At 73.2% G+C, this 19,353-nt stretch carries 17 protein-coding genes; 11 read left to right on the top strand and 6 right to left on the bottom strand.

The window, feature by feature from the left end; translation table 11 throughout:
* The first annotated feature begins 20 nt into the window (after positions 1 to 20).
* The 3 genes from FHX53_RS07280 to FHX53_RS07270 are packed head-to-tail and all read left to right on the top strand — an operon-like array spanning position 21 to position 4,119.
* Positions 21 to 1,346 carry a proton-conducting transporter transmembrane domain-containing protein gene (locus tag FHX53_RS07280; RefSeq protein WP_182490700.1) on the top strand — a complete coding sequence of 442 codons (1,326 nt, stop codon included), beginning with the start codon at positions 21 to 23 and terminating at the stop codon, positions 1,344 to 1,346.
* Positions 1,343 to 3,799 (top strand): putative inorganic carbon transporter subunit DabA, encoded by a 2,457-nt coding sequence (locus tag FHX53_RS07275; protein WP_182490699.1) that lies wholly within the window; start codon positions 1,343 to 1,345, stop codon positions 3,797 to 3,799. Before FHX53_RS07280 ends, FHX53_RS07275 begins: the two co-directional genes overlap by 4 nt.
* Positions 3,796 to 4,119, top strand: coding sequence for a P-II family nitrogen regulator (locus FHX53_RS07270; RefSeq protein ID WP_182490698.1), 324 nt, complete (start codon positions 3,796 to 3,798; stop codon positions 4,117 to 4,119). Before FHX53_RS07275 ends, FHX53_RS07270 begins: the two co-directional genes overlap by 4 nt.
* An 88-nt stretch (positions 4,120 to 4,207) precedes the next feature.
* On the opposite strand, the gene FHX53_RS07265 is transcribed toward FHX53_RS07270, so the two are convergent.
* Genes FHX53_RS07265 through xseA form a run of 5 tightly spaced genes read right to left on the bottom strand, consistent with a single transcriptional unit; the run spans position 4,208 to position 8,521 of the window.
* Positions 4,208 to 5,611 carry an aspartate ammonia-lyase gene (locus FHX53_RS07265; protein ID WP_182490697.1) on the bottom strand — a complete coding sequence of 468 codons (1,404 nt, stop codon included), beginning with the start codon at positions 5,609 to 5,611 and terminating at the stop codon, positions 4,208 to 4,210.
* A 46-nt stretch (positions 5,612 to 5,657) separates the two neighbouring features.
* On the bottom strand, positions 5,658 to 6,296 hold the full coding sequence (locus FHX53_RS07260; protein WP_182490696.1) for a carbonic anhydrase: 639 nt from the start codon (positions 6,294 to 6,296) through the stop codon (positions 5,658 to 5,660).
* A gap of 48 nt (positions 6,297 to 6,344) precedes the next feature.
* Positions 6,345 to 6,986, bottom strand: coding sequence for a DUF4245 domain-containing protein (locus FHX53_RS07255; RefSeq protein ID WP_182490695.1), 642 nt, complete (start codon positions 6,984 to 6,986; stop codon positions 6,345 to 6,347).
* 10 nt (positions 6,987 to 6,996) lie between these two features.
* Positions 6,997 to 7,257, bottom strand: coding sequence for an exodeoxyribonuclease VII small subunit (locus FHX53_RS07250; protein ID WP_182490694.1), 261 nt, complete (start codon positions 7,255 to 7,257; stop codon positions 6,997 to 6,999).
* A 19-nt stretch (positions 7,258 to 7,276) separates the two neighbouring features.
* Positions 7,277 to 8,521: an exodeoxyribonuclease VII large subunit gene (gene xseA / locus FHX53_RS07245; RefSeq protein WP_182490693.1), complete on the bottom strand. Its 1,245-nt coding sequence runs from the start codon at positions 8,519 to 8,521 to the stop codon at positions 7,277 to 7,279.
* Positions 8,522 to 8,699: 178 nt separating this feature from the next.
* Here xseA and FHX53_RS07240 point away from each other — a divergent pair, with 178 nt between their 5' ends.
* The 3 genes from FHX53_RS07240 (at position 8,700) to FHX53_RS07230 (ending at position 12,306) form a co-directional block, all read left to right on the top strand.
* A complete protein-coding gene (locus tag FHX53_RS07240; RefSeq protein WP_182490692.1) occupies positions 8,700 to 9,776 on the top strand; it encodes a 4-hydroxy-3-methylbut-2-enyl diphosphate reductase in 1,077 nt (358 codons plus the stop codon).
* A gap of 68 nt (positions 9,777 to 9,844) precedes the next feature.
* Positions 9,845 to 11,062 carry a sensor histidine kinase gene (locus FHX53_RS07235; protein ID WP_182490691.1) on the top strand — a complete coding sequence of 406 codons (1,218 nt, stop codon included), beginning with the start codon at positions 9,845 to 9,847 and terminating at the stop codon, positions 11,060 to 11,062.
* Entirely contained in the window at positions 11,059 to 12,306 is a 1,248-nt protein-coding gene (locus FHX53_RS07230) for a hypothetical protein (protein WP_182490690.1), read from the top strand. Before FHX53_RS07235 ends, FHX53_RS07230 begins: the two co-directional genes overlap by 4 nt.
* A gap of 4 nt (positions 12,307 to 12,310) precedes the next feature.
* Here the strand turns inward: FHX53_RS07230 and fbaA are convergent, their stop codons facing one another.
* Positions 12,311 to 13,339: a class II fructose-bisphosphate aldolase gene (fbaA, locus tag FHX53_RS07225; protein WP_182490689.1), complete on the bottom strand. Its 1,029-nt coding sequence runs from the start codon at positions 13,337 to 13,339 to the stop codon at positions 12,311 to 12,313.
* A 134-nt stretch (positions 13,340 to 13,473) separates the two neighbouring features.
* Here fbaA and FHX53_RS07220 point away from each other — a divergent pair, with 134 nt between their 5' ends.
* The 5 genes from FHX53_RS07220 (at position 13,474) to glpX (ending at position 19,351) form a co-directional block, all read left to right on the top strand.
* Positions 13,474 to 14,184, top strand: a complete 711-nt coding sequence (locus tag FHX53_RS07220) for a FadR/GntR family transcriptional regulator (RefSeq protein WP_182490688.1) — start codon at positions 13,474 to 13,476, stop codon at positions 14,182 to 14,184.
* A gap of 93 nt (positions 14,185 to 14,277) precedes the next feature.
* Positions 14,278 to 15,708: a four-carbon acid sugar kinase family protein gene (locus FHX53_RS07215; RefSeq protein ID WP_182490687.1), complete on the top strand. Its 1,431-nt coding sequence runs from the start codon at positions 14,278 to 14,280 to the stop codon at positions 15,706 to 15,708.
* Positions 15,705 to 16,622, top strand: coding sequence for an NAD(P)-dependent oxidoreductase (locus FHX53_RS07210; protein WP_182490686.1), 918 nt, complete (start codon positions 15,705 to 15,707; stop codon positions 16,620 to 16,622). The genes FHX53_RS07215 and FHX53_RS07210 overlap by 4 nt, the downstream gene beginning before the upstream one ends.
* A gap of 109 nt (positions 16,623 to 16,731) precedes the next feature.
* Positions 16,732 to 18,222: a GntP family transporter gene (locus FHX53_RS07205; protein WP_182490685.1), complete on the top strand. Its 1,491-nt coding sequence runs from the start codon at positions 16,732 to 16,734 to the stop codon at positions 18,220 to 18,222.
* Positions 18,223 to 18,358: 136 nt separating this feature from the next.
* The gene (gene glpX / locus FHX53_RS07200; RefSeq protein ID WP_182490684.1) at positions 18,359 to 19,351 is read left to right on the top strand and encodes a class II fructose-bisphosphatase; all 993 of its coding nucleotides are present in this window, start codon (positions 18,359 to 18,361) and stop codon (positions 19,349 to 19,351) included.
* Positions 19,352 to 19,353: the final 2 nt, after the last annotated feature.

Below are 19,353 nucleotides of genomic sequence, written 5' to 3'. Positions count from 1 at the left end.
ACGCGTAAGGAGGTTCGTCCATGCCGACCGCACCGCTCCTCAGTCTCGACCCCCTCTCCGTCCTGCTGCTCGTGCTCATCGCCGGGATCGCGCTCGCCGTTCTGCCGTACGCCCACCGCTCGCTCCGCGGCGACCGCCACGGCGTCGGTGTCACCGCCGCGATCGGCGGCATGCTCGCCGCGACCGCGCTTCTCGCGATCGCGGCTCAGCCCTGGCTCGTCGGCCTCGCCTGGAGCGCCGCGACCGCCGCCACGCTCACCGCGCTGCGCCTGGGCGGGGGAGCGGCCGCGGTTCGCCGCGCCGCCCCCTGGCTCGTCAGCGGCGACCTCGCGCTGTGGGGGGCCCTCGCCGCGATCGCCGCGGGAGGCCGCGCGGATCTGGCGGCCGTTCTGCTCGTCGTCGCGGCGGGCATCCGCAGCGCCGCACCGCCCGCGCACGGCTGGCTCGTCGACTCGCTGCACGCCCCCACACCCGTGAGCGCGGCGTTGCACGGCGGCATCGTCAACGGCGGCGGCATCCTGCTGCTCAGCCAGCTGCCGGCGCTGCAGCAGAGTCCGCTCGCTCTCGGACTGCTCGCCCTCCTCGCCGCCGTCGCGGTCGTCGCCGGCACGATCGGCGCGCTCGTGCGCACCGACGTCAAGGGGCGCCTCGTGCTCTCGACGGTCGCGCAGATGGGCTTCATGCTGCTCTGCATCGCCCTCGGCCTGACCGCCGCCGCCGCGCTGCACCTCGTCGCGCACGGCCTATACAAGAGCACGCTCTTCCTCGGCTCGAGCGACGGCATCGACCGCCGCGCTGCCGACCGTCGCGCTCCGGCCATTCTGCGACTGTCGCCGGAGGGACGGCGCGGGCGGATGCTCGTGGGCGCCCTGCCCGCCGTGCTCGCCCTCGTCGTCACCGCCCTCGCCCTCTACCCGGGCGGTCGCGGGCTACCCGAGGCCCTCCTGCTGATCGTCATGGCCGCCGCGATCGCGACCGCCGGATACCGCGCCGCCCTCGCTGCGCGCACCCTCCCGCACGCGCTCATCGTCGGAGCCATCGCCGCCGCCGCCGCGACCGCGTTCGCCACGGTCACCTCGGCGCTCACCGGGCTGCTCGCGCTGCCGTCCGCCGTCATCGCGACCGGCGGGGGCGTCGTGCCGCTCGTGCTCGCCGTGCTCGCGCTGTCGGCCCTCGCGGCGATCGCCGCGCTGCGCGGCGTAGCGCCCACGGGGCGGCTCGCGCTGCGCCTCCTCGCGCTCGGGCACCGCCTCGGCGGCCCGGGCGCTGGTCGCGCGCCCCGCCCGAGCGCCGCTCGCCCCGCGCGCACCGCCCGCTCGCTCGACCCGATCGGATCCTCCGCATGACGACTCTCCTCCCGACGACCGCGCGCATCCTCCGCGCACGCGCCGACGCCGAGATCGCCGCGAACGTCATCGCGCCGTACTACGGTCTCGACGCCGCGATCGCCGTCAACCCCGTGCTGCCATCGCTTCGTGCGGGGATGCCCGCCGCGCTGCGCAGCGCCGCCCCGGCCCTCGGGGCGCGCGGCTCCGCCGACGAGCGCTGGTTCCGCGCGCAGCTCGAGCGCGGGCGCATCTCGACCGCCGAGCTCGCGGCCGCCATCCGCGCCGCGCTCCCCTCGCCGTCCGGGGCCGGTGCCCCGCTCGCACTCGCCGACGAGAGCGACGGCGCCCTCGTCGACGGCTTCCTCGCCGGCGCACCGGGCGACGCGGCCGCGACTGCCGCGCCGCACCGGGCTGCGGCGCCCGACGAGATCGACGAGCGACTCACCCGCTGGTGCCGTGCGGCCCTCGCCCCCGAGGCCGCCGCCTGGCCCGTGCCGGTCGCGGAGCTCGGGTTCTACGGGGCGTGGCGCGCCGTCGCGAGCGTCGATGCGAGCATCCCCCGCAGCGGCCGGCGCCGCATCGAGGATGCGCCCACCGCGGCCGGCGCAGCCCTCGCGGCGGCGCTCGAGGCGACCGGCCTGCCCGCCGACGAGCGCGCCGCGGCCCTGCGTCGCGAGCTCGCCCGCACGCCCGGCTGGACGGCCTACGTGCGCTGGCGTGCGGAGACCAGTGGTGACGTCGAGGTCGTCGACCTGCTCGCGGTGCGGCTCACGCTGCGTGATGCGCTCGGCGCGCCCATTCCGGAGGCGCCTGCGGAGGCGCGCGTCGAGCGCGACGCACTCGGCCTCGACCCGGTCGAGCGCGCGTTCGTCTGGCAGGCGGCCTTCGAGGCGCGCGTGCACGAGCGGCTGCTGTCGCGCGTGCGAGCGGCGCCGGCCACGCCGGCCGACCCGGCGCCGGGTGCTCACCTCGTCTTCTGCATCGACGTGCGCAGCGAGGGCATCCGCCGCCACCTTGAAGCGCAGGGCGACTACGCGACCTCCGGCTTCGCCGGATTCTTCGGCATCGCCGCCGAGGTCGAGCCGCTCGCCGCTTCGGCCGCCTCGGCCGCATGCCCGGTGCTGCTCACCCCGCGCTACCGCGTGAGCGAGCGCCCAGTCCCTGGCGCCTGGCGCGGCGCGAAGTCGCTCGTCGACCGCCTCGCCGGAGGCCGCGCCTGGCGCTCGGCGCTCAAGGCGCCGGACTCCGTCGCGGGTGCGCCGCTCGGCTGGGCCGAGGTGACCGGCTGGCTGTGGGGTCCCGTCGCGGCCGGCCGCAGCATCCTCGCCGGTGCCGCGACGCGCGGCCGTCGCGCCGACGACCCCGCGGGCGCGCCCGCCACGCTCTTCGACGTCGACTCGGCGCTCTCGGTCGACGACCAGCTCGCGACCGCCGAGGTGATCCTGCGCACGATGGGCATGACGGAGCCGGATGCGCCGCTCATCGTTCTCGTCGGTCACGGCTCGACGACCACCAACAACGCCTACCGCACCGCTCTCGACTGCGGAGCCTGCGGCGGTCACCGCGGAGCGCCGAACGCTCGCATCGCCGCCGCGATCCTCAACAGCGCATCGGTGCGGGCAGGGCTCGCCACGCGCGGCATCGACATCCCCGCCGAGACGGTGTTCCTCGCCGCCGAGCACGACACGGTGAGCGACGCGATCACGATCGTCGACTCGTCATCGCTGCCGGCCGAGCGGCGCGGCGAGCTCGACGCGCTGCTCGCCGACGCCGCGCGGGCCGCTGACGGTCTGCAGGCCGAGCGCGCCGCCGAGCTGCCGGGCGCCCGAGCGGCCGCGGGGCGCTCGCGGCTCGAGCGGCGCGGCCGCGACTGGGCGCAGGTCTACCCCGAGTGGGGCCTCGCGCGGAACGCCGCGATCATCATCGGGCCGCGGTCGCGCACCGCCGGAGTCGACCTCGAGCGCCGGGCCTTCCTGCACTCGTACGACCCCGAGGCGGATGTCGACGGGCAGGCTCTCGAGACGATCCTGACCGCGCCGCTCGTCGTCGCGCACTGGATCAACGCTCAGTACTACTTCTCGGCCGTCGATCCCGAGGTCTTCGGCGCGGGCTCGAAGACCGTGCACAACCTCGTCGGCGGCGCCGGCGTGCTCACGGGCCCGGACGGCGACCTGCGCATCGGCCTGCCCTGGCAGTCGATCGGCACGCGGGCGGGGCTCCATCACGAGCCCGTGCGTCTGCTCGCCGTCGTCGACGCCCCGCTCGAGCGAATCGACGACATCATCCGGCGCGCCGACATCGTCGCCGACCTCGTGCACGGAGACTGGGTCGTGCTCGTCGCTCCGGGCGCCGAGCCCGGCACCTGGGTGCGCCGCATGCGCGAGGGCTGGGCGCCGTATCCGCTGACCACCAGCACCTCCGCGGCCAAGGCGGTCACCGCCGCGACCCCCGACCAGAAGGAGGCGGCATGAGCCGCGAAGCACTCACCCGCATGACCAAGATCGAGGTCGTCGCCCGCACCGCCGACTCCGACGCGGTGCGCCGGCAGATCGTCGCCTCGGGCGCGAGCGGCTACACGAGCCTGCCCGCGGTGACCGGCCTCGGCCACCACGGCGCCCACGAGGGTCGGGCCCTCTTCAACGACCGTGACGCGCTCACTCTGACCATCACGGTCGTGCCCGATGACCGCGCCGACGACCTGATCGAGGGTCTGCGCTCGCTGCTCGAGCGCTCGACCGGAGTCATGTTCGTGAGCGACACCTACGTCAGCCGGCCGCACTACTTCAGCTGACGGTCGGCTCGAGCCGAGCATCCGCGCACGAGGACGGCGCCCGCCCCGAGACGGAGCGGGCGCCGTTCGCGACGCCGGCGGCGAGTGCCTAGAGGCCGGGGCTGGTCATCGAGAGCACGTCGAGCAGCTCATCGAGCTGCTGCTCGGTGACCTCGCCACGCTCCACGAAGCCGAGGTCGACGACGGCCTCGCGCACGGTCAGGCCCTTCGCGACCGAGTGCTTGGCGACCTTCGCGGCGGCCTCGTATCCGATGACGCGGTTGAGCGGCGTGACGATCGAGGGGGAGGACTCGGCGAGGGCGCGAGCGCGCTCGACGTTCGCTTCAAGGCCGACGACGGTCTTGTCGGCGAGCACGCGCGTCGAGTTCGCGAGCAGACGGATCGACTCGAGCAGGGACGTCCCCATGACGGGGATGGCGACGTTGAGCTCGAACGAGCCCGACGCGCCGGCCCAGGCGACAGTCGCGTCGTTGCCGATGACGCGCGCGCACACCATGAGCACGGCCTCCGGCACGACGGGGTTCACCTTGCCCGGCATGATCGACGAGCCGGGCTGCAGGTCTGGAATGCTCAGCTCGGCGAGGCCCGTGTTGGGGCCCGAGCCCATCCAGCGGATGTCGTTGCAGATCTTCGTGAGCGAGACCGCGATGACGCGCAGCGCGCCGCTCGCCTCGACGAGGCCGTCGCGGGCGCCCTGCGCCTCGAAGTGGTCGAGCGCCTCGGTGATGGGCAGGCCCGTCGACGTGGCGAGCTCGGCGATGACCTTCTGCGAGAAGCCGAGCGGGGTGTTGATGCCGGTTCCGGTCGCGGTGCCGCCGAGCGGGACCTCGGCAACGCGCTCGATCGTCGCCTGCACGCGCGCGATGCCGAGGCGGATCTGGCGCGCGTAGCCGGCGAACTCCTGGCCGAGCGTGACGGGCGTGGCGTCCATGAGGTGGGTGCGGCCGGCCTTCACGACCGTCGTCCAGAGCTCGGCCTTCTCCTCCAGCGCGCTCGCGAGGTGCTCGAGGGCGGGGACGAGGTCGGCGAGCAGCGCGCTCGTGACGGCGAGGTGCACCGAGGTCGGGAAGACGTCGTTCGACGACTGCGAGGCGTTGACGTGGTCGTTGGGGTGCACGGCGAGCGCCTCGGTCGAGGCGAGCGTCGCGAGCACCTCGTTCATGTTCATGTTCGAGCTAGTGCCCGAGCCCGTCTGGTAGGTGTCGACCGGGAAGTGCTCGTGGTGGCTGCCGGCGATGATCTGGTCGGCTGCGTCGACGATCGCGCTCGAGCGGTCGCCGTCGAGGATGCCCAGCTCGGCGTTCACGATCGCGGCGGCGCGCTTGATCTGCGCGAGCGCGACGATCTGGCCGGGCTCGAGCCCGGAGCCGGAGATGGGGAAGTTCTCGACGGCGCGCTGCGTCTGCGCGCGGTACAGGGCGCTGCGCGGCACGCGCACCTCGCCCATCGTGTCGTGCTCGATCCGGTACTCCGGCTCAGTGGTCTCGCTCACGGCGATCTCGTCCTTCTCGTTGAGGGTTCGGGGGTCGGCGCGCCGGTCAGATCTGGCCGACGACGATGTCGGGCACTGCTCGACCCTCGAGCAGGCGGTAGTTGGCACCGACGATAGCCAGGGTACCGGCGGCCACGGCGTCGCTGATGAGCTCGGAGGCCGCGAGGAGCTCGCCGACCGTGTCGCGCAGGTGCTCGCGACCGACGACCTGCGCGTCGAGCTCGCGGATGTCGGTCGTGCCGGCGGCGAGCAGGCACCGGTCGACGGCGGGCTGGATGCGCTCGACGAGGCCGTGGATGTGCGGAGGCAGCGGCGGCGCGTCTGGCCCGCGCGAGTCGATGGCGGCCCGCACGGCCCCGCACTCGTCGTGGCCGAGGACGAGGATGAGCGGCACTCCGAGCACGCCGACGGCGTACTCGAGCGACCCGACGACCGAGCTCGAGATGACCTGCCCCGCGTTGCGCACGACGAACAGATCGCCGAGGCCCTTGTCGAAGATGATCTCGGCCGCGAGGCGGGAGTCGCTGCAGCCGAACAGTGCGGCGTGCGGAGCCTGCGAGGACGCCAGCTCGGCGCGACGGTCGACGTCCTGCCGGGGGTGGGCCGGTTCACCAGCGACGAAGCGGGCGTTGCCGCGCTCCATCTCGCGCCAGACGTCGGCCGGAGTGCGGGTGGCAGCAGTCATGGTCGTCCTCCGCGTGCGTCGTTCGGCTCGGGCGGCGGCGGCCGGCCGTCAGCGGTCAGCGTCGTCGAGCTCGGCCGCGACCGCCGCGGCGAGCTGGGAGAACTCGGACTCCGACGCCGTGCCGTACAGCACCAGTGTGCTGCCGGCCGTCTCGGTCACGAGCGCGTAGCCCCGGTTGCCGACACCCTCCGCCTCCCGTCGATCGTAGAGCGTCCACGCGGTGCCCCCGATCTCGACGCTCTCACCCTCGCTGCTCGGCTGGCGCAGCACCTGGTCGAGCCACGTCGGGTTCGCATCGAAGCCCTGCAGCACCCCGATGAAGCGGTCGTCGGTCGTGATCAGGCCGACGTACCACTCCTGGACCGAGCCGTGGCTGCCGAGATCCGCGCGGTTGGCGTACCAGCCCTCCGGGAGGTCGGGCGCGACCACGGGCATCCCCACTCCGGCCTCGGCCTGCTCGGCCGTCGCGCGGTAGTCGATGCTCTCGGGAGTCGGGTCCTCCCGCACCGTCACGACGACGAGGAAGAGGACGATGAGCAGCGATGCGCCGATCGACAGCAGAAGGTTCGTCGACGACTGGTTCGCGCGCCGCTTGCGGCGGTTCTCGGCGACGCGTGCAGCACGCTCCTCATCGGTCTCGGGGCGGCCGAGCTCGGCCACGATCGGGCGGCCGGTGACGGGGTCGGTCATGCGCGGATGCTCAGCTCTGGCCGGCCGCGGACCGCGCGGCGTCGAGGCGCTCCTTCGCGCCGATCAGCCACTCCTCGCAGCGACGGGCGAGCGCCTCGCCCCGCTCCCACAGGGCGATCGACTGCTCGAGCGTGGCGCCGCCCTGCTCGAGCTCGGTGACGACGCGCACGAGCTCGTCGCGCGCCTGCTCGTACGACAGCGACTCGACGCCGTTGGCCGCGGCTGTGGCGGGGGAGACGGCGGGAGCGGCGGGAGGGGTCACGTCAGCCATGGTAGGAGCGTCTTTCTGTCTACGGAGTGGGCGTCGGGTGCGAGCTCGCCGACGGCAGAGGGGCTCCCGCCTTCGCCGCGATGCGGCCGCGCGCGAGGGTCAGAACGAGTTCGTCGCCGGCCGCGGTCTCGGCCGCGTCGCGGACGACCGCGCCCGAGTCGGTCTGCACGATCGCGTACCCGCGGTCGAGCGTGTGCTGGGGCGAGAGCGCGCGCAGCTGCCCGCGGCGCTCGGTGAGGTCGAGGTGGGCGCGCTCGAGGCCGCGGGTCGTGAGCTCGACGCCGCGCGCGACGAAGCGCGTGAGCTCCTCTGCGCGCTGGTCGATGATCCACGACGCCGTCGCGAGCGCCGGCCGCGACCGGATCTGCGCGAGGCGGTCGACCTCGGTGCCGATGAGCCCCGTCACCCGGGTGAGCATGCGCGAGCGCACCTGCTGCACCTTCGCGAGCTCGTCGCTCACGTCGGGCACCACGCGCTTGGCGGCGTCGGTGGGGGTCGACGCGCGAAGGTCGGCGACCTCGTCGAGCAGCGGCCGGTCGTTCTCGTGCCCGATCGCGCTCACGAGCGGCGTCCCGCACGCGGCGGCCGCGCGCACGACGGCCTCGTCGCTGAAGGGGAGGAGGTTCTGGAAATCGCCTCCGCCCCGCGCGACGATGATGACGTCGACGTCGGGGTCGGCATCGAGGGCGCGGATGCCGGCGATGATCTCGCCCACCGCGCGCTCGCCCTGGACGGCGGAGTGGTGGACGCGGAAGCGGACGGACGGCCACCGCAGCTGGGCGTTGCGGAGGACATCCTTCTCGGCGTCGCTGTCGGCACCCGTCACGAGGCCGACGCAGTGCGGCAGGAAGGGGAGCGGCCTCTTGCGCGCAGGGTCGAACAGGCCCTCGGCGCGCAGCTGCTGCTTGAGGCGCTCGAGCCGCTCGAGCAGGTCGCCGAGGCCCACGCGGCGCATCTCGAAGACCTGCATCGTCAGCGAGCCGCCCTTGACCCACCAGTTGGCCTTGACGAGTGCGACGACCCGGTCGCCCTGGCCGAGGCCCTGCGGCAGCTTCGCCTTGACCGACGACCAGACGGTGAACGGGACGGTCGCATCGACCGCGAGGTCTTTGAGCTTGCCGTAAACGTTGCCGCCGGAGACGCCCCACTGAGTGATCTCGCCCTCGACCCAGACGCTGCCGAGCCGGTCGATGTAGCCCTTGATCTTCTGCGACAGCTCGCCCACGGGCCAGGGCGCGTCGGCGGTGGACGGTGCCTCGCTCATGACCCTCCCTTGCCTCGATCGGCGGCCTCCGCCAGGGTAGTGGACCGCCCCGACACCGGAAGCGGTCGGAGGGGCGTCCCGAGGGGACGACGCCGTTTCCCACACCCCCTCGCGTTCGCGCGGTCGCTCGGCCCCGCGCACGGCGGGCGCCCACTCGCGCCCTCGTAGACTGGCGACCGTGAGCACGATCACGAACGGCGCCCTCGGCGTCACCCTGACCACGCCCGTCGTCCCCGAGCGGCGCGAGCGCCTCGTCGCGACCGATGTCGCCGCGCCCCGCCGCATCCTGCTCGCCGCGCCGCGCGGCTACTGCGCCGGCGTCGACCGCGCCGTCATCGCCGTCGAGAAGGCGCTCGAGCAGTACGGCGCGCCCGTCTACGTGCGCAAGCAGATCGTCCACAACGTGCACGTCGTCGGCGAGCTCGAGAAGCAGGGCGCGATCTTCGTCGACGAGGTCGACGAGGTGCCGCGCGGGTCGCACATCGTCTTCTCCGCCCACGGGGTGAGCCCCGCCGTCGTGCAGGGCGCGGCCGACCGCGAGCTGGCCGCGATCGACGCGACGTGCCCGCTCGTGACCAAGGTGCACCGCGAGGCCGTGCGCTTCGCCAAGCAGGACTACCGCATCCTCCTCATCGGCCACGCCGGTCATGAGGAGGTCGAGGGCACGATGGGCCACGCCCCCGAGCGCACGATCCTCATCGGCACCCCCGAAGAGGCCGACACCGTCGAGGTGCCCGAGGCGGACTCGCTCATCTGGCTGTCGCAGACGACGCTGAGCGTCGACGAGACCATGGAGACCGTGCGTCGCCTGCGATCCCGCTTCCCGCACCTGCAGGATCCCCCGAGCGACGACATCTGCTACGCGACCCAGAACCGCCAGGTCGCGATCAAGAAGGTGGCTCCGGATGCCGACCTCGTGATCGTCGTCGGCTCGGCCAACAGCTCCAACAGCGTGCGCCTCGTCGAGGTCGCCCTCGAGTACGGCGCGAAGGCCGCGTACCGCGTCGACTACGCGAGCGAGATCAAGCAGGAGTGGCTCGACGGCGTCGCGACGGTCGGCGTCACGAGCGGAGCGAGCGTTCCCGAGGTGCTCGTCGAGCAGGTGCTCGCCGACCTCGCCGATGCCGGGTTCGCCGACGTGGAGGTCGTGAAGACGGCCGAGGAGGACCTCCTGTTCTCCTTGCCGAAGGAGCTCCGCACCGACCGCAGCGGCAACCAGGACGCCCGCGCGCTCGGCGGGCGCACCCGCAGCTAGCCCGATCCGCGCCCGCGCTCCGGGTAGTCTGCGAGCAGCGCGCCGCGCGGTGCGCACCGGGAGGGCCCATGGCATCCATCGCGCTGCCCCGCGACGTCGCCTCTGGCATCATCGTGCGCGGCTTCGCGACGGCGCAGCGCGCGATCGTCGTCGTCGGCGCGGTGCTCACTGCCGTCGCCGTCACGGTCTCAGCGGTGTCTCGCGGGGGGGACCCGCTCGCCTTCCTCGCCGCGATCCTGGCACTCGTCGCCCTCGCGGTCGTCGCGCTGCGACTGCTGCTGCGCCCGACCGCCGCTCGGGCGATCGTCTTCCTAGCGGCCGGCACGGCGGCCTCCGTCGTCTACACCACGGCGCTCCTGGGGGCGGATGCCCGGCTCGACGAGCCCGGACCCTTCCTGGTGAACCGCGCGGCCACCGCGCTCGTCCTCGTCGGAGCCCTGCGCGGCAGTGCCCAGAGCGGCGTTCTCTGGACCTCCGCCGGTTTCCTTCTCGCCGAGCTGTCACTCGTCCTCGGGTTCGCGCTCGCGGGACGCGCCCCGGAGATCGGCGTGACGCCCCTGCTCGGGGCGGTCGTCGTCCTCATCGCGTACGGCGCGCTCGGAGTGAGCCGCGCTCGCGCCCGCCGCCGCGTCCCCGACCTGGATCGGCTTCAGCGCGAGCTCGAGATCGGTGACCGCGAGCGCGAGCTCGAGCGTCGCGCGGCCAGGGTCGCGCACGACACCGTGCTCGCCGACCTCGCGATCATCGCCGCTCGACCGGGTCCCCTGGACGCCGGTGCCCGTGCCCGGCTCGAGCGCGACCTCGCGGTCGCCGTAGCAGGCACGGTCGCCGTCGCCGTCGACGTCGACGGCGACTTCGACGCGCCGACCGAACCGCGCCGATCACCCATCGCGGACGATCTGCTCGAGCTCGTCCACGAGTACCAGTGGAGCGGGGTCACGGTCGACGTCTCCGGCTGCGACGACCTCGTGGTGGCGGTCGACGAGCAGGTGCGCATCGCGGTGCTCGGTGCGACGCGGGCTGCGCTCGACAACGTCGTCCGGCACGCCGCGACCGACCGGGCCGAGCTCGTGGTGGGGGAGCGCGACGGCACCCTCTCGGTCCTCATCGTGGACGACGGCGTGGGCTTCTCGTCGACGCGCGTCGACGCCGACCGCCTCGGCGTGCGGTCGTCGATCGACGCCCGCGTGCGCGAGGTGGGCGGCTCGGTGCGCGTCTGGTCGGGCGACGAGGGCACGACCGTCATGCTCTCGGTGCCGGCGGGCGGGAACGAGGTGCGGACGTGACGGAGTCCGCTCGCCGCTCCCGCTCCCGCTCGCGCTCGCCCTGGAACGCCGACCCGCTGAGCTGGCTCGCGACCGATTGGCTCCCCATCGCCTGCGCCGTGTACGCCGGGGTCGAATCTCTCGTGATGCTCCTGCTCCTCGGCCAGGCAGGCGGGCGCCCGCTCGTCCAGGCCGCGGCGGCGGGGCTCGCCGTCGGCGCCTTCCTCCTCATCCATATCACGACCCGGCCGCACCGGGGCCCGTTGCGCGAGCCGGTGGCGTGGCTCGCCGTCGCCCTCGTGCTCGGCGGCCTGGCACTCTCAGCGGCGGGGTACGCGGGTGCCGTGTTCCGCATCGAGCTCTGGTTCGCGCCCGCGAGCGTCGCACTCCTGCTCATCGCGCTCACGCCCTTCTCGACCACCCTCCAGCTGGCTCGGTACGGAGCCGTCTCCGTCGCCTTCACGGCCTTCGCGACCCTCGTTCTCGCCGATCGAGCGCCTCTCGGCTGGCCGGTGCCGGTGACGGTGTTCCTCGTGGTCCTCCAGATCGTTCTCGCCACGGTCGGATGCATCGTCTTCGTCTCCGTCGTAACGCGGCTCTTCGAGACCTGGAACGAGCGGCCGCTGGGACTCGACGGCGAGTCGCCCGACGCGGACCACCGCGAGCGCGCGCTCGCGGCATCCGGCTCGGGCCCCGCCCTCGTCGATCGCGTCGACGCCGACATGTCGGCGCGACTGGCTGCGCCCATGAGGCTCCTGCACGACGTGCTCGATCGCGGCGCGGTGACCGAGCGCGACAGCGCCCGCGCCCGCGAGCTCGCCGCGGCGCTGCGGACCGGGCTCATCGCCGAGGCAGAGGACACCTGGCTCGCCCGGCTCGTCCGCGGCCGCCCGATCGAGGTCGACGACCCCGGTCGACTCGCCGAGCGCCTGAGCCTGCCGCAGCGGACGGCGCTCCGCGCCATGCTGGATGCCCTGCTCGCTCAGCCCGACTCGGGCTTCGTCGCGGGGCGCGTCGAGCTGAAGGCGGCCGACCGTGGAACGGTCGCGGTCGCCCTGCGCATCATCAGCACGCTGCCCGAGGGCCGCCGCGTCACGTTCCTCGCGCCGTACTACGTGACGCTGCAGGCGGCCGTCGACGACATCCGGTGGCGGAACGGGACGACGCTCGAGGTCGACTTCGAGGTGCCGGTGACCGATGCGCCGCCGCGCGCGGTCGTGCAGCGCTCGCCCGCGCCGCCGCCCGACCGCCCGCGGGCGACGTGAGTCGTTACGAGCCGGAGTGCCCGGCCGAGCCGAGCTGGCGCGTGGCGTCGACGACGCGCGCGGCCATCGCCTTCTCTGCGATCTTGCCCCACGCGCGCGGGTCGTAGATCTTCTTGTTGCCGACCTCGCCGTCGACCTTGAGGAAGCCGTCGTAGTTCTTGAGCACCGTGTCGGCGATCGAGCGGCTGAACGCGTACTGCGTGTCGGTGTCGACGTTCATCTTGATGACGCCGTTGCGCACCGCCTCGGCGATCTCCTCGTCGGTCGAGCCCGACCCGCCGTGGAAGACGAGGTCGAGGGGCAGGGCATCCGTGCCGTACTTCTCAGCGATGCCGGCCTGGATCTCGGCGAGCAGCTCGGGGCGGAGCTTGACGTTGCCCGGCTTGTACACGCCGTGCACGTTGCCGAACGTCAGCGCTGCCATGTACCGGCCGTTCTCGCCGAGGCCGAGGGCCTCGACGGCCTGCGTCACGTCGCCGAGGGTCGTGTAGAGGGCCTCGTTCGAGCCCTCGTGCTGCACGCCGTCCTCCTCGCCGCCGACGACGCCGATCTCGACCTCGAGAATCGAGTTGATGTTCTTCATGCGCGGCAGCAGCTCGCGGGCGATCTCGATGTTCTCCTGCAGCGGCACGGCCGAGCCGTCCCACATGTGCGACTGGAAGATCGGGTTGCGGCCCGCCTTGACCTCGGCCTCGCTCGCCTCGATGAGGGGCATGACGAAGCCGTCGAGGGCGTCCTTCGGGCAGTGGTCGGTGTGCAGCGCGACCGTGATGGGGTAGTTCTTGGCGACCTCGGTCGCGAACGCCGCGAAGGCGAGAGCGCCCGAGGCGCGGGCCTTGACGCTTTGCCCGGCGAAGTAGTCGGCGCCCCCCGTCGTGACCTGGAGGATGCCGTCGGAGCCCGCCTCGGTGAGGCCCTGCAGCACGGCGTTGATCGTCTGCGACGACGACACGTTGATCGCGGGGTAGGCGAACCCGCCCTTCTTGGCCTTGTCGAGCATCTCGGCGTACTGCTCGGGGGTGGCGATCGGCATGGGGCTCCTTCGACGGCGAGGTGGTGGATTTCGTGGTCAGTCTAGCGAGCGGGTGCCGCCGGATAGAGTGCCGGTACCGGCCGTGCGCCGGCCGCGGCGGTGCGCCGGCGGAGCGCGAGGACGAGGAGGCGGCGATGGCGCGGAGCTCGCTCGTCGACGACATCTCCGAGGCCCTGCTGTCGCAGATCGTGAGCGGCGCGCTGCCCATCGGCGGTGCGCTGCCCTCCGAGGCCGAGCTGTGCGAGAAGCACGGCGTGAGCCGCGTTACCGTGCGCGAGGCGATCAAGACGCTCGCCGCGCAACGCGTCGTCGACGTGCAGCGGGGGAGGGGCACCTTCGTGCTTCCGCACTCGGCGTGGACGGGCCTCGAGGCGGTGCTGCGGGCGACGGCGTTCGGCGCCGACGACGGCCGGGCGTCACTGCAGCTCATCGAGGTGCGCCGCATGATCGAGACCGGCGCGGCCGCCCTCGCCGCCGAGCGCCGCAGCGACGACGAGCTCGTCCAGCTGGAGGAGTGCGTCGAGGGGATGCGCGCCGCCCACGCCGCCGACGACCTCGCGATGTTCGTAGAGCACGACATCCGGTTCCACGACGTGGTCCTTCGCGCGACGGGCAACGTCTTCGTCGCCGTGCTCTTCGAGCCCCTCGCGCGGGTGATGCGGGCGAAGCGGGAGCAGACCTCGGCCGTGCGGGTCATCCAGGAGCACGCGATCGAGCAGCACGCCTTCGTGCTCGCGGCCCTTCGCTCGGGCGATGCCGACGCGGCCCGGCGCGCGATGGACGCGCATATGACGCAAACCGCGCAGGATCTCGAGCACTTCGTGCTCGGTCGCACGGGGGAGTGAAGCGGGCCCCTCGGGCCGCGCGAGAATCGGCTCTTGACGCGTCGGCAAGAATTAGTATGATGACTAACGTCTTACTACAAAGGAGTATCAACCGTGGTCTCAGCATCCGCGCTCGTCGCAGCGCTGCCCGCCCCGTTGCCGCTCAGCGCCGCCACCGTGCAGGCCGCCGCGGCCACCGGTGCCACGGTCATCGTGCTCGATGACGACCCCACCGGCACCCAGTCCGTCTCCGACCTGCCCGTGCTCACGCGGTGGGAGGTCGCCGACCTGCGCTGGGCCCTCGACCAGGGCGCCGCCGCCGTCTACGTGCTCACCAACACGCGCAGCCTCGACCCCGAGGAGGCGGCCGCCCGCAACCGCGAGGTCGTCCTCGCGGCGCTCGCCGCCGCCGAGGGCCGGCCGCTCGCCTTCGCCAGCCGCAGCGACTCGACCCTGCGCGGCCACTACCCGCTCGAGACCGACGTGATCGCCCGCACCCTCGGCGAGCAGGGGCAGCCGCCGATCGACGGCGTCGTCATCGTCCCCGCCTTCCCCGACGCCGGCCGCGTCACCCTGCAGGGAGTGCACTACCTGCGCAAGGGCGACGAGCTCGTGCCCGCCGCCGACACCGAGTTCGCCGCCGACGCGACCTTCGGCTACCGCAGCTCGGCGCTGCCCGAGTGGGTGGAGGAGAAGTCGGGCGGGCGCATCCCGCGCGACTCGGTAGCCGTCATCGATCTGGCGACGCTGCGCGGCGACGCGGATGCCGTGCTCGCCCTGCTCGACGCCGCCCGCGACGCGCAGCCCATCGTCGTCGACTGCCTCGAGGAGTCGGACCTGCGCGCCCTCGCACTCGCCCTCATCGAGTCGGAGAGGGGCGGCCGCCGCTTCCTCTACCGGGTCGGCCCGCCCTTCGTGCGGGCGCGCATCGGGCTCGAGCCGCACGCGCCGCTCGACGCCGGCAGCATCCCGCACGCCGAGGGCAGCACCCGCGGGGGCCTCATCGTCGTCGGCTCGCACGTCTCGCTCACCACCCGGCAGCTCGAGGCGCTGCAGCGCGACCGCCCGGAGCTCGCCGTCGTCGAGATGGACGTCGACGCAGTGCTCGACCCGGCGCGCCGTGCCGAGCACGTCGCCGAGCGCACCGCGGCGGCCGTCGCCGCCCTCGCCGACGACAGCGTCATCGTGCACACCACCCGCCTGCTGCGCCGCACCGACGACGCCGACGAGAGCCTGCGCATCTCGCGCGCGGTCTCCGGCGCGGTGGTCGAGCTCGTGCGGGCCGTGCTGGCCGCGGCTCCGCCGCGCTTCGTGATCGCCAAGGGCGGCATCACCTCCAGCGACGTCGCCGCGCACGGCCTCGAGATCCGCCACGCCATCGTGCGCGGGCCCATGCTGCCCGGCATCGTGTCGCTGTGGGAGCCCGTCGACGGGCCCGCGCAGGGCATCCCGTACATCGTCTTCGCCGGCAACGTGGGCGACGATCTCTCGCTCGCCGCCGTCGTGCGCACCCTCTCACCCGTCACCGAAGGAGCCCTCGCATGACCACCGCCACCGCAACCCTCGCCCCCGCGGCCAGCGTCGCCGTCATCGGGCTCGGCGCCATGGGGCTGCCCATGGCCACCCGCCTCGCCGGCACCATGACCGCGCACGGCTTCGACATCGCCGCCGACCGGGTGGCGCTCGCCGCCGAGTCGGGCGTCGTCGGCTTCGCCTCCGCCCGCGAGGCCGCGGCCGGCGTCGACGCCGTGCTGCTCGCCGTGCGCAACGGCGCCCAGCTGCACGAGGCGCTCTTCGGCGAGAACGGCATCGCCGCGGTGCTCGCCCCCGGCGCGGTCGTGATCATGACGAGCACCGTCGGCGTCGACGACGTCGTCGCGGTGGCCGAGCGGCTGCAGCAGCACGGCATCGCGCTCGTCGACGCCCCGCTCAGCGGCGGCCCGGTGCGCGCGGGCGAGGGCGACCTGCTCATCGTCGTCGGAGCATCCCCCGAGGCGCGCCTCGTCGCAGCCCCCGTGCTCGAGCGCCTCGCCTCGACCCTCAGCGTGATCGGCGATCGCCCCGGCGACGGTCAGGCGTTCAAGACCGTCAACCAGCTGCTCTGCGGCGTGCATATCGCGGCCGCCGCCGAGGCGCTCGCCCTCGCCGACGCCCTCGGGCTCGACCGCGCGGCGACCCTCGAGACCCTCGCCGCGGGGGCTGCCGGCTCGTTCATGCTCGGCAACCGCGGCGCGCGCATGCTCGAGGCCTACGACGTTGATGGCGCCGAGGTGCTCAGCCGGCTCGACATCTTCGTCAAGGACATGGGCATCGTCACCGCGGCGGCTCGGGCCAACGCGCTGGCGACCCCCGTCGCGGCCGCGGCCGAGCAGCTCTACCTGCTCGGGCAGTCGCACGGGCTCGCGGCCGCCGACGACTCCGCCGTCATCCGCGTCGTCTCGCCGCAGCGCGCCGGCTGACGTCGGCGGAGGCGGCCACCGCCCCCCACCGCCCCCGCACCGCCCCTTCCGATCCCGTATCCCGCACCACTCGTTCTGCCACACTCGCCCTGTCAAAGGAGACACCCCGATGGATGCCCCTGTCCTGCTCGCCATCGCCGCCGGAGGCATCGGCCTCCTGCTGCTGCTCATCATCCGGTTCAAGATCCAGCCCTTCGTGGCGCTGCTCGTCACGAGCATCGTCGTGGGGCTCGCGACGGGTATCCCGCTCAACACCATCCCCGCCACGGAGGACGCTCCGGAGCGGCTCGGCATCGTTCCGGCGATGATCGCGGGCATGGGCGGCACGCTCGGCTCCGTCGCCATACTCGTCGCGCTCGGCGCGATGCTCGGCCGCATGATCGAGATCTCGGGCGGGGCCGCGAGCCTCGCCGGGCGCTTCACCGGCTGGCTCGGCCCGAAGCGGGTCTCCGCGGCACTCACGGGTGCGGCCCTCGTGCTCGCCATCCCCGTCTTCTTCGACGTCGGCTTCATCATCCTCGTGCCGATCATCTACGGCTTCGCCAAGGCGGCCGGCGTCGAGCCGGTGAAGTTCGGCCTGCCCATGGCGGGCATCATGCTCGCCGTGCACGTGGCCGTGCCGCCGCACCCGGGAATCGTCGGCGGCGCCGCTCTCGTGGGCGCCGACATCGGCTGGATCACGATCATCGGGCTCGCCGTGAGCATCCCGCTCGGCGTGCTCGCCCACTTCGTCGCCAAGTGGATGAACCGGCGCGATTACACGATGATCCGGGCCACGGCGGAGCAGTTCGCCGCCTTCGGCTCGACGAATGAGCACGGCGAGGCCGGCGCGGCGGGCGGCGCGACCGGCGGTGCCGGCGCGACCGACGGATCGGGGGCATCCCGCACCCGGACGGCGACCCGCACGGTCAGCGAGGCGCCGCCGAGCGTCTGGACGGTGCTGACCCTGATCCTCGTCCCGCTTCTGCTCATCATGTCGGGCACGGTCGCGGCGACGGTGCTGCCGGCGGGCGACCCGCTGCGCGACCTCTTCGCCTTCATCGGCGCCCCGGCCTTCGCCCTCCTCGTGGCGCTCGCGCTCGCCTTCTATTTCCTCGCCATCCGTCGCGGCTGGTCGCTCGCCCACACGGGCGAGGTCATGGAGGCGGCGCTGCCGCCCGTCGCGATCGTCATCCTCGTCACCGGTGCCGGCGGCGTGTTCGCCCGCATACTCACTGAGAGCGGCGTCGGCACGGCGCTCGCCGAGACGCTCGCCGCGACCGGCCTGCCGGTGCTCGTGCTCGCCTTCGTGCTCTCGCTCGTGCTGCGCGCCTCGCAGGGCTCGGCGACCGTCGCCATCCTCACCACCTCGGGCCTGCTCGCGACGACAGTCATCGACGGCGACTACGGCACCGTCCAGGTCGCGCTCATTGCGCTCGCGATCGCCTTCGGGTCTCTCGGGCTCTCGCACGTCAACGACTCGGGCTTCTGGGTCGTGACGCGCTACCTCGGCCTCAGCGTCTCCGACGGTCTGCGCACGTGGACGGTGCTGACGACCGTCCTCGGCGTGGTCGGGTTCCTGCTCGTCTCGCTGCTCTGGCTGCTCGTCGGCAGCGCCTGACGCCGACCCGCCCTCCGGCGGCCGCGCTCCCCGTCCCGACGGCGGGCGCGGCCGCCGCGCTAGGCTGGCGCCGCGTCGTCTACCACCCGGCGCGTCCTTTCGCTCGCTCACTCGACCAGGAAAGAGGACGCCACTCATGGTGACCACGCAGACCGGATCCCTCTACCTCCAGCCCGACCGCAACCTCGCCATGGAGCTCGTGCGCTCCACCGAGGCGGCGGCGATCCGCGCCACTCCCTTCATCGGCAAGGGCGATAAGAACGCGGCCGACGGCGCGGCGGTGGATGCGATGCGCAAGTTCCTGGGGACGGTCAACTTCGCCGGCGTCGTCGTCATCGGAGAGGGCGAGAAGGACAAGGCGCCGATGCTCTACAACGGCGAGGCGGTCGGCAACGGGTACGGGCCCGCGTGCGACATCGCCGTCGACCCGATCGACGGAACCTCGCTCACGGCCGCGGGTCGCTCGCATGCCATCTCGATGCTCGCGGTCGCTGATCGCGGCTCGATGCTCGATGCCTCGAGCGTTTTCTACATGGACAAGATCGTGACCGGCCACGAGGGCATCGGGGTCGTCGACATCCGCCAGTCGGTCGGCGAGAACATCCGCGCTCTGGCCAAGGCGAAGGGCAAGCCCGTGGAAGAGATGCGCATCGCCGTGCTCGACCGCCCGCGCCACGAGCAGCTGATCGAGGAGATCCGCAGCGCCGGCGCCGGAACGCGCATCATCCTCGACGGCGACGTCGCCGCGGGCATCAACGCCGCCCGCCACGACTCGCGCATCGACATGGCGATCGGCACGGGCGGCAGCCCGGAGGGCGTGGCGACGGCGTGCGCAATCCGCGCGCTCGGCGGCTTCATCCAGGGCCGACTGGCTCCGGGCTCGCAGGATGAGATCGACAAGGGTCTCGTTGCCGGCCTACAGTTCGACCACGTGTACGAGGCGAACGAGCTCGTCCGCAGCGACAACACCTTCTTCGTGGCGACGGGCGTGACGGACGGCGAGCTCGTGCGGGGCGTCCGCCGCCAGGGCGACATCATCACGACCGAGTCGATCGTTCTGCGCTCGCGCTCGGGCACCGTCCGCCGCGTCGTCGCCGACCACCTCGCCTCGAAGTGGCTCGACTTCTAGTT

The sequence above is a fragment of the Microcella alkalica genome (genome assembly GCF_014137945.1).
Classification (GTDB): domain Bacteria; phylum Actinomycetota; class Actinomycetes; order Actinomycetales; family Microbacteriaceae; genus Microcella; species Microcella alkalica.
This window is presented reverse-complemented; position numbering and strand designations above follow the sequence as displayed.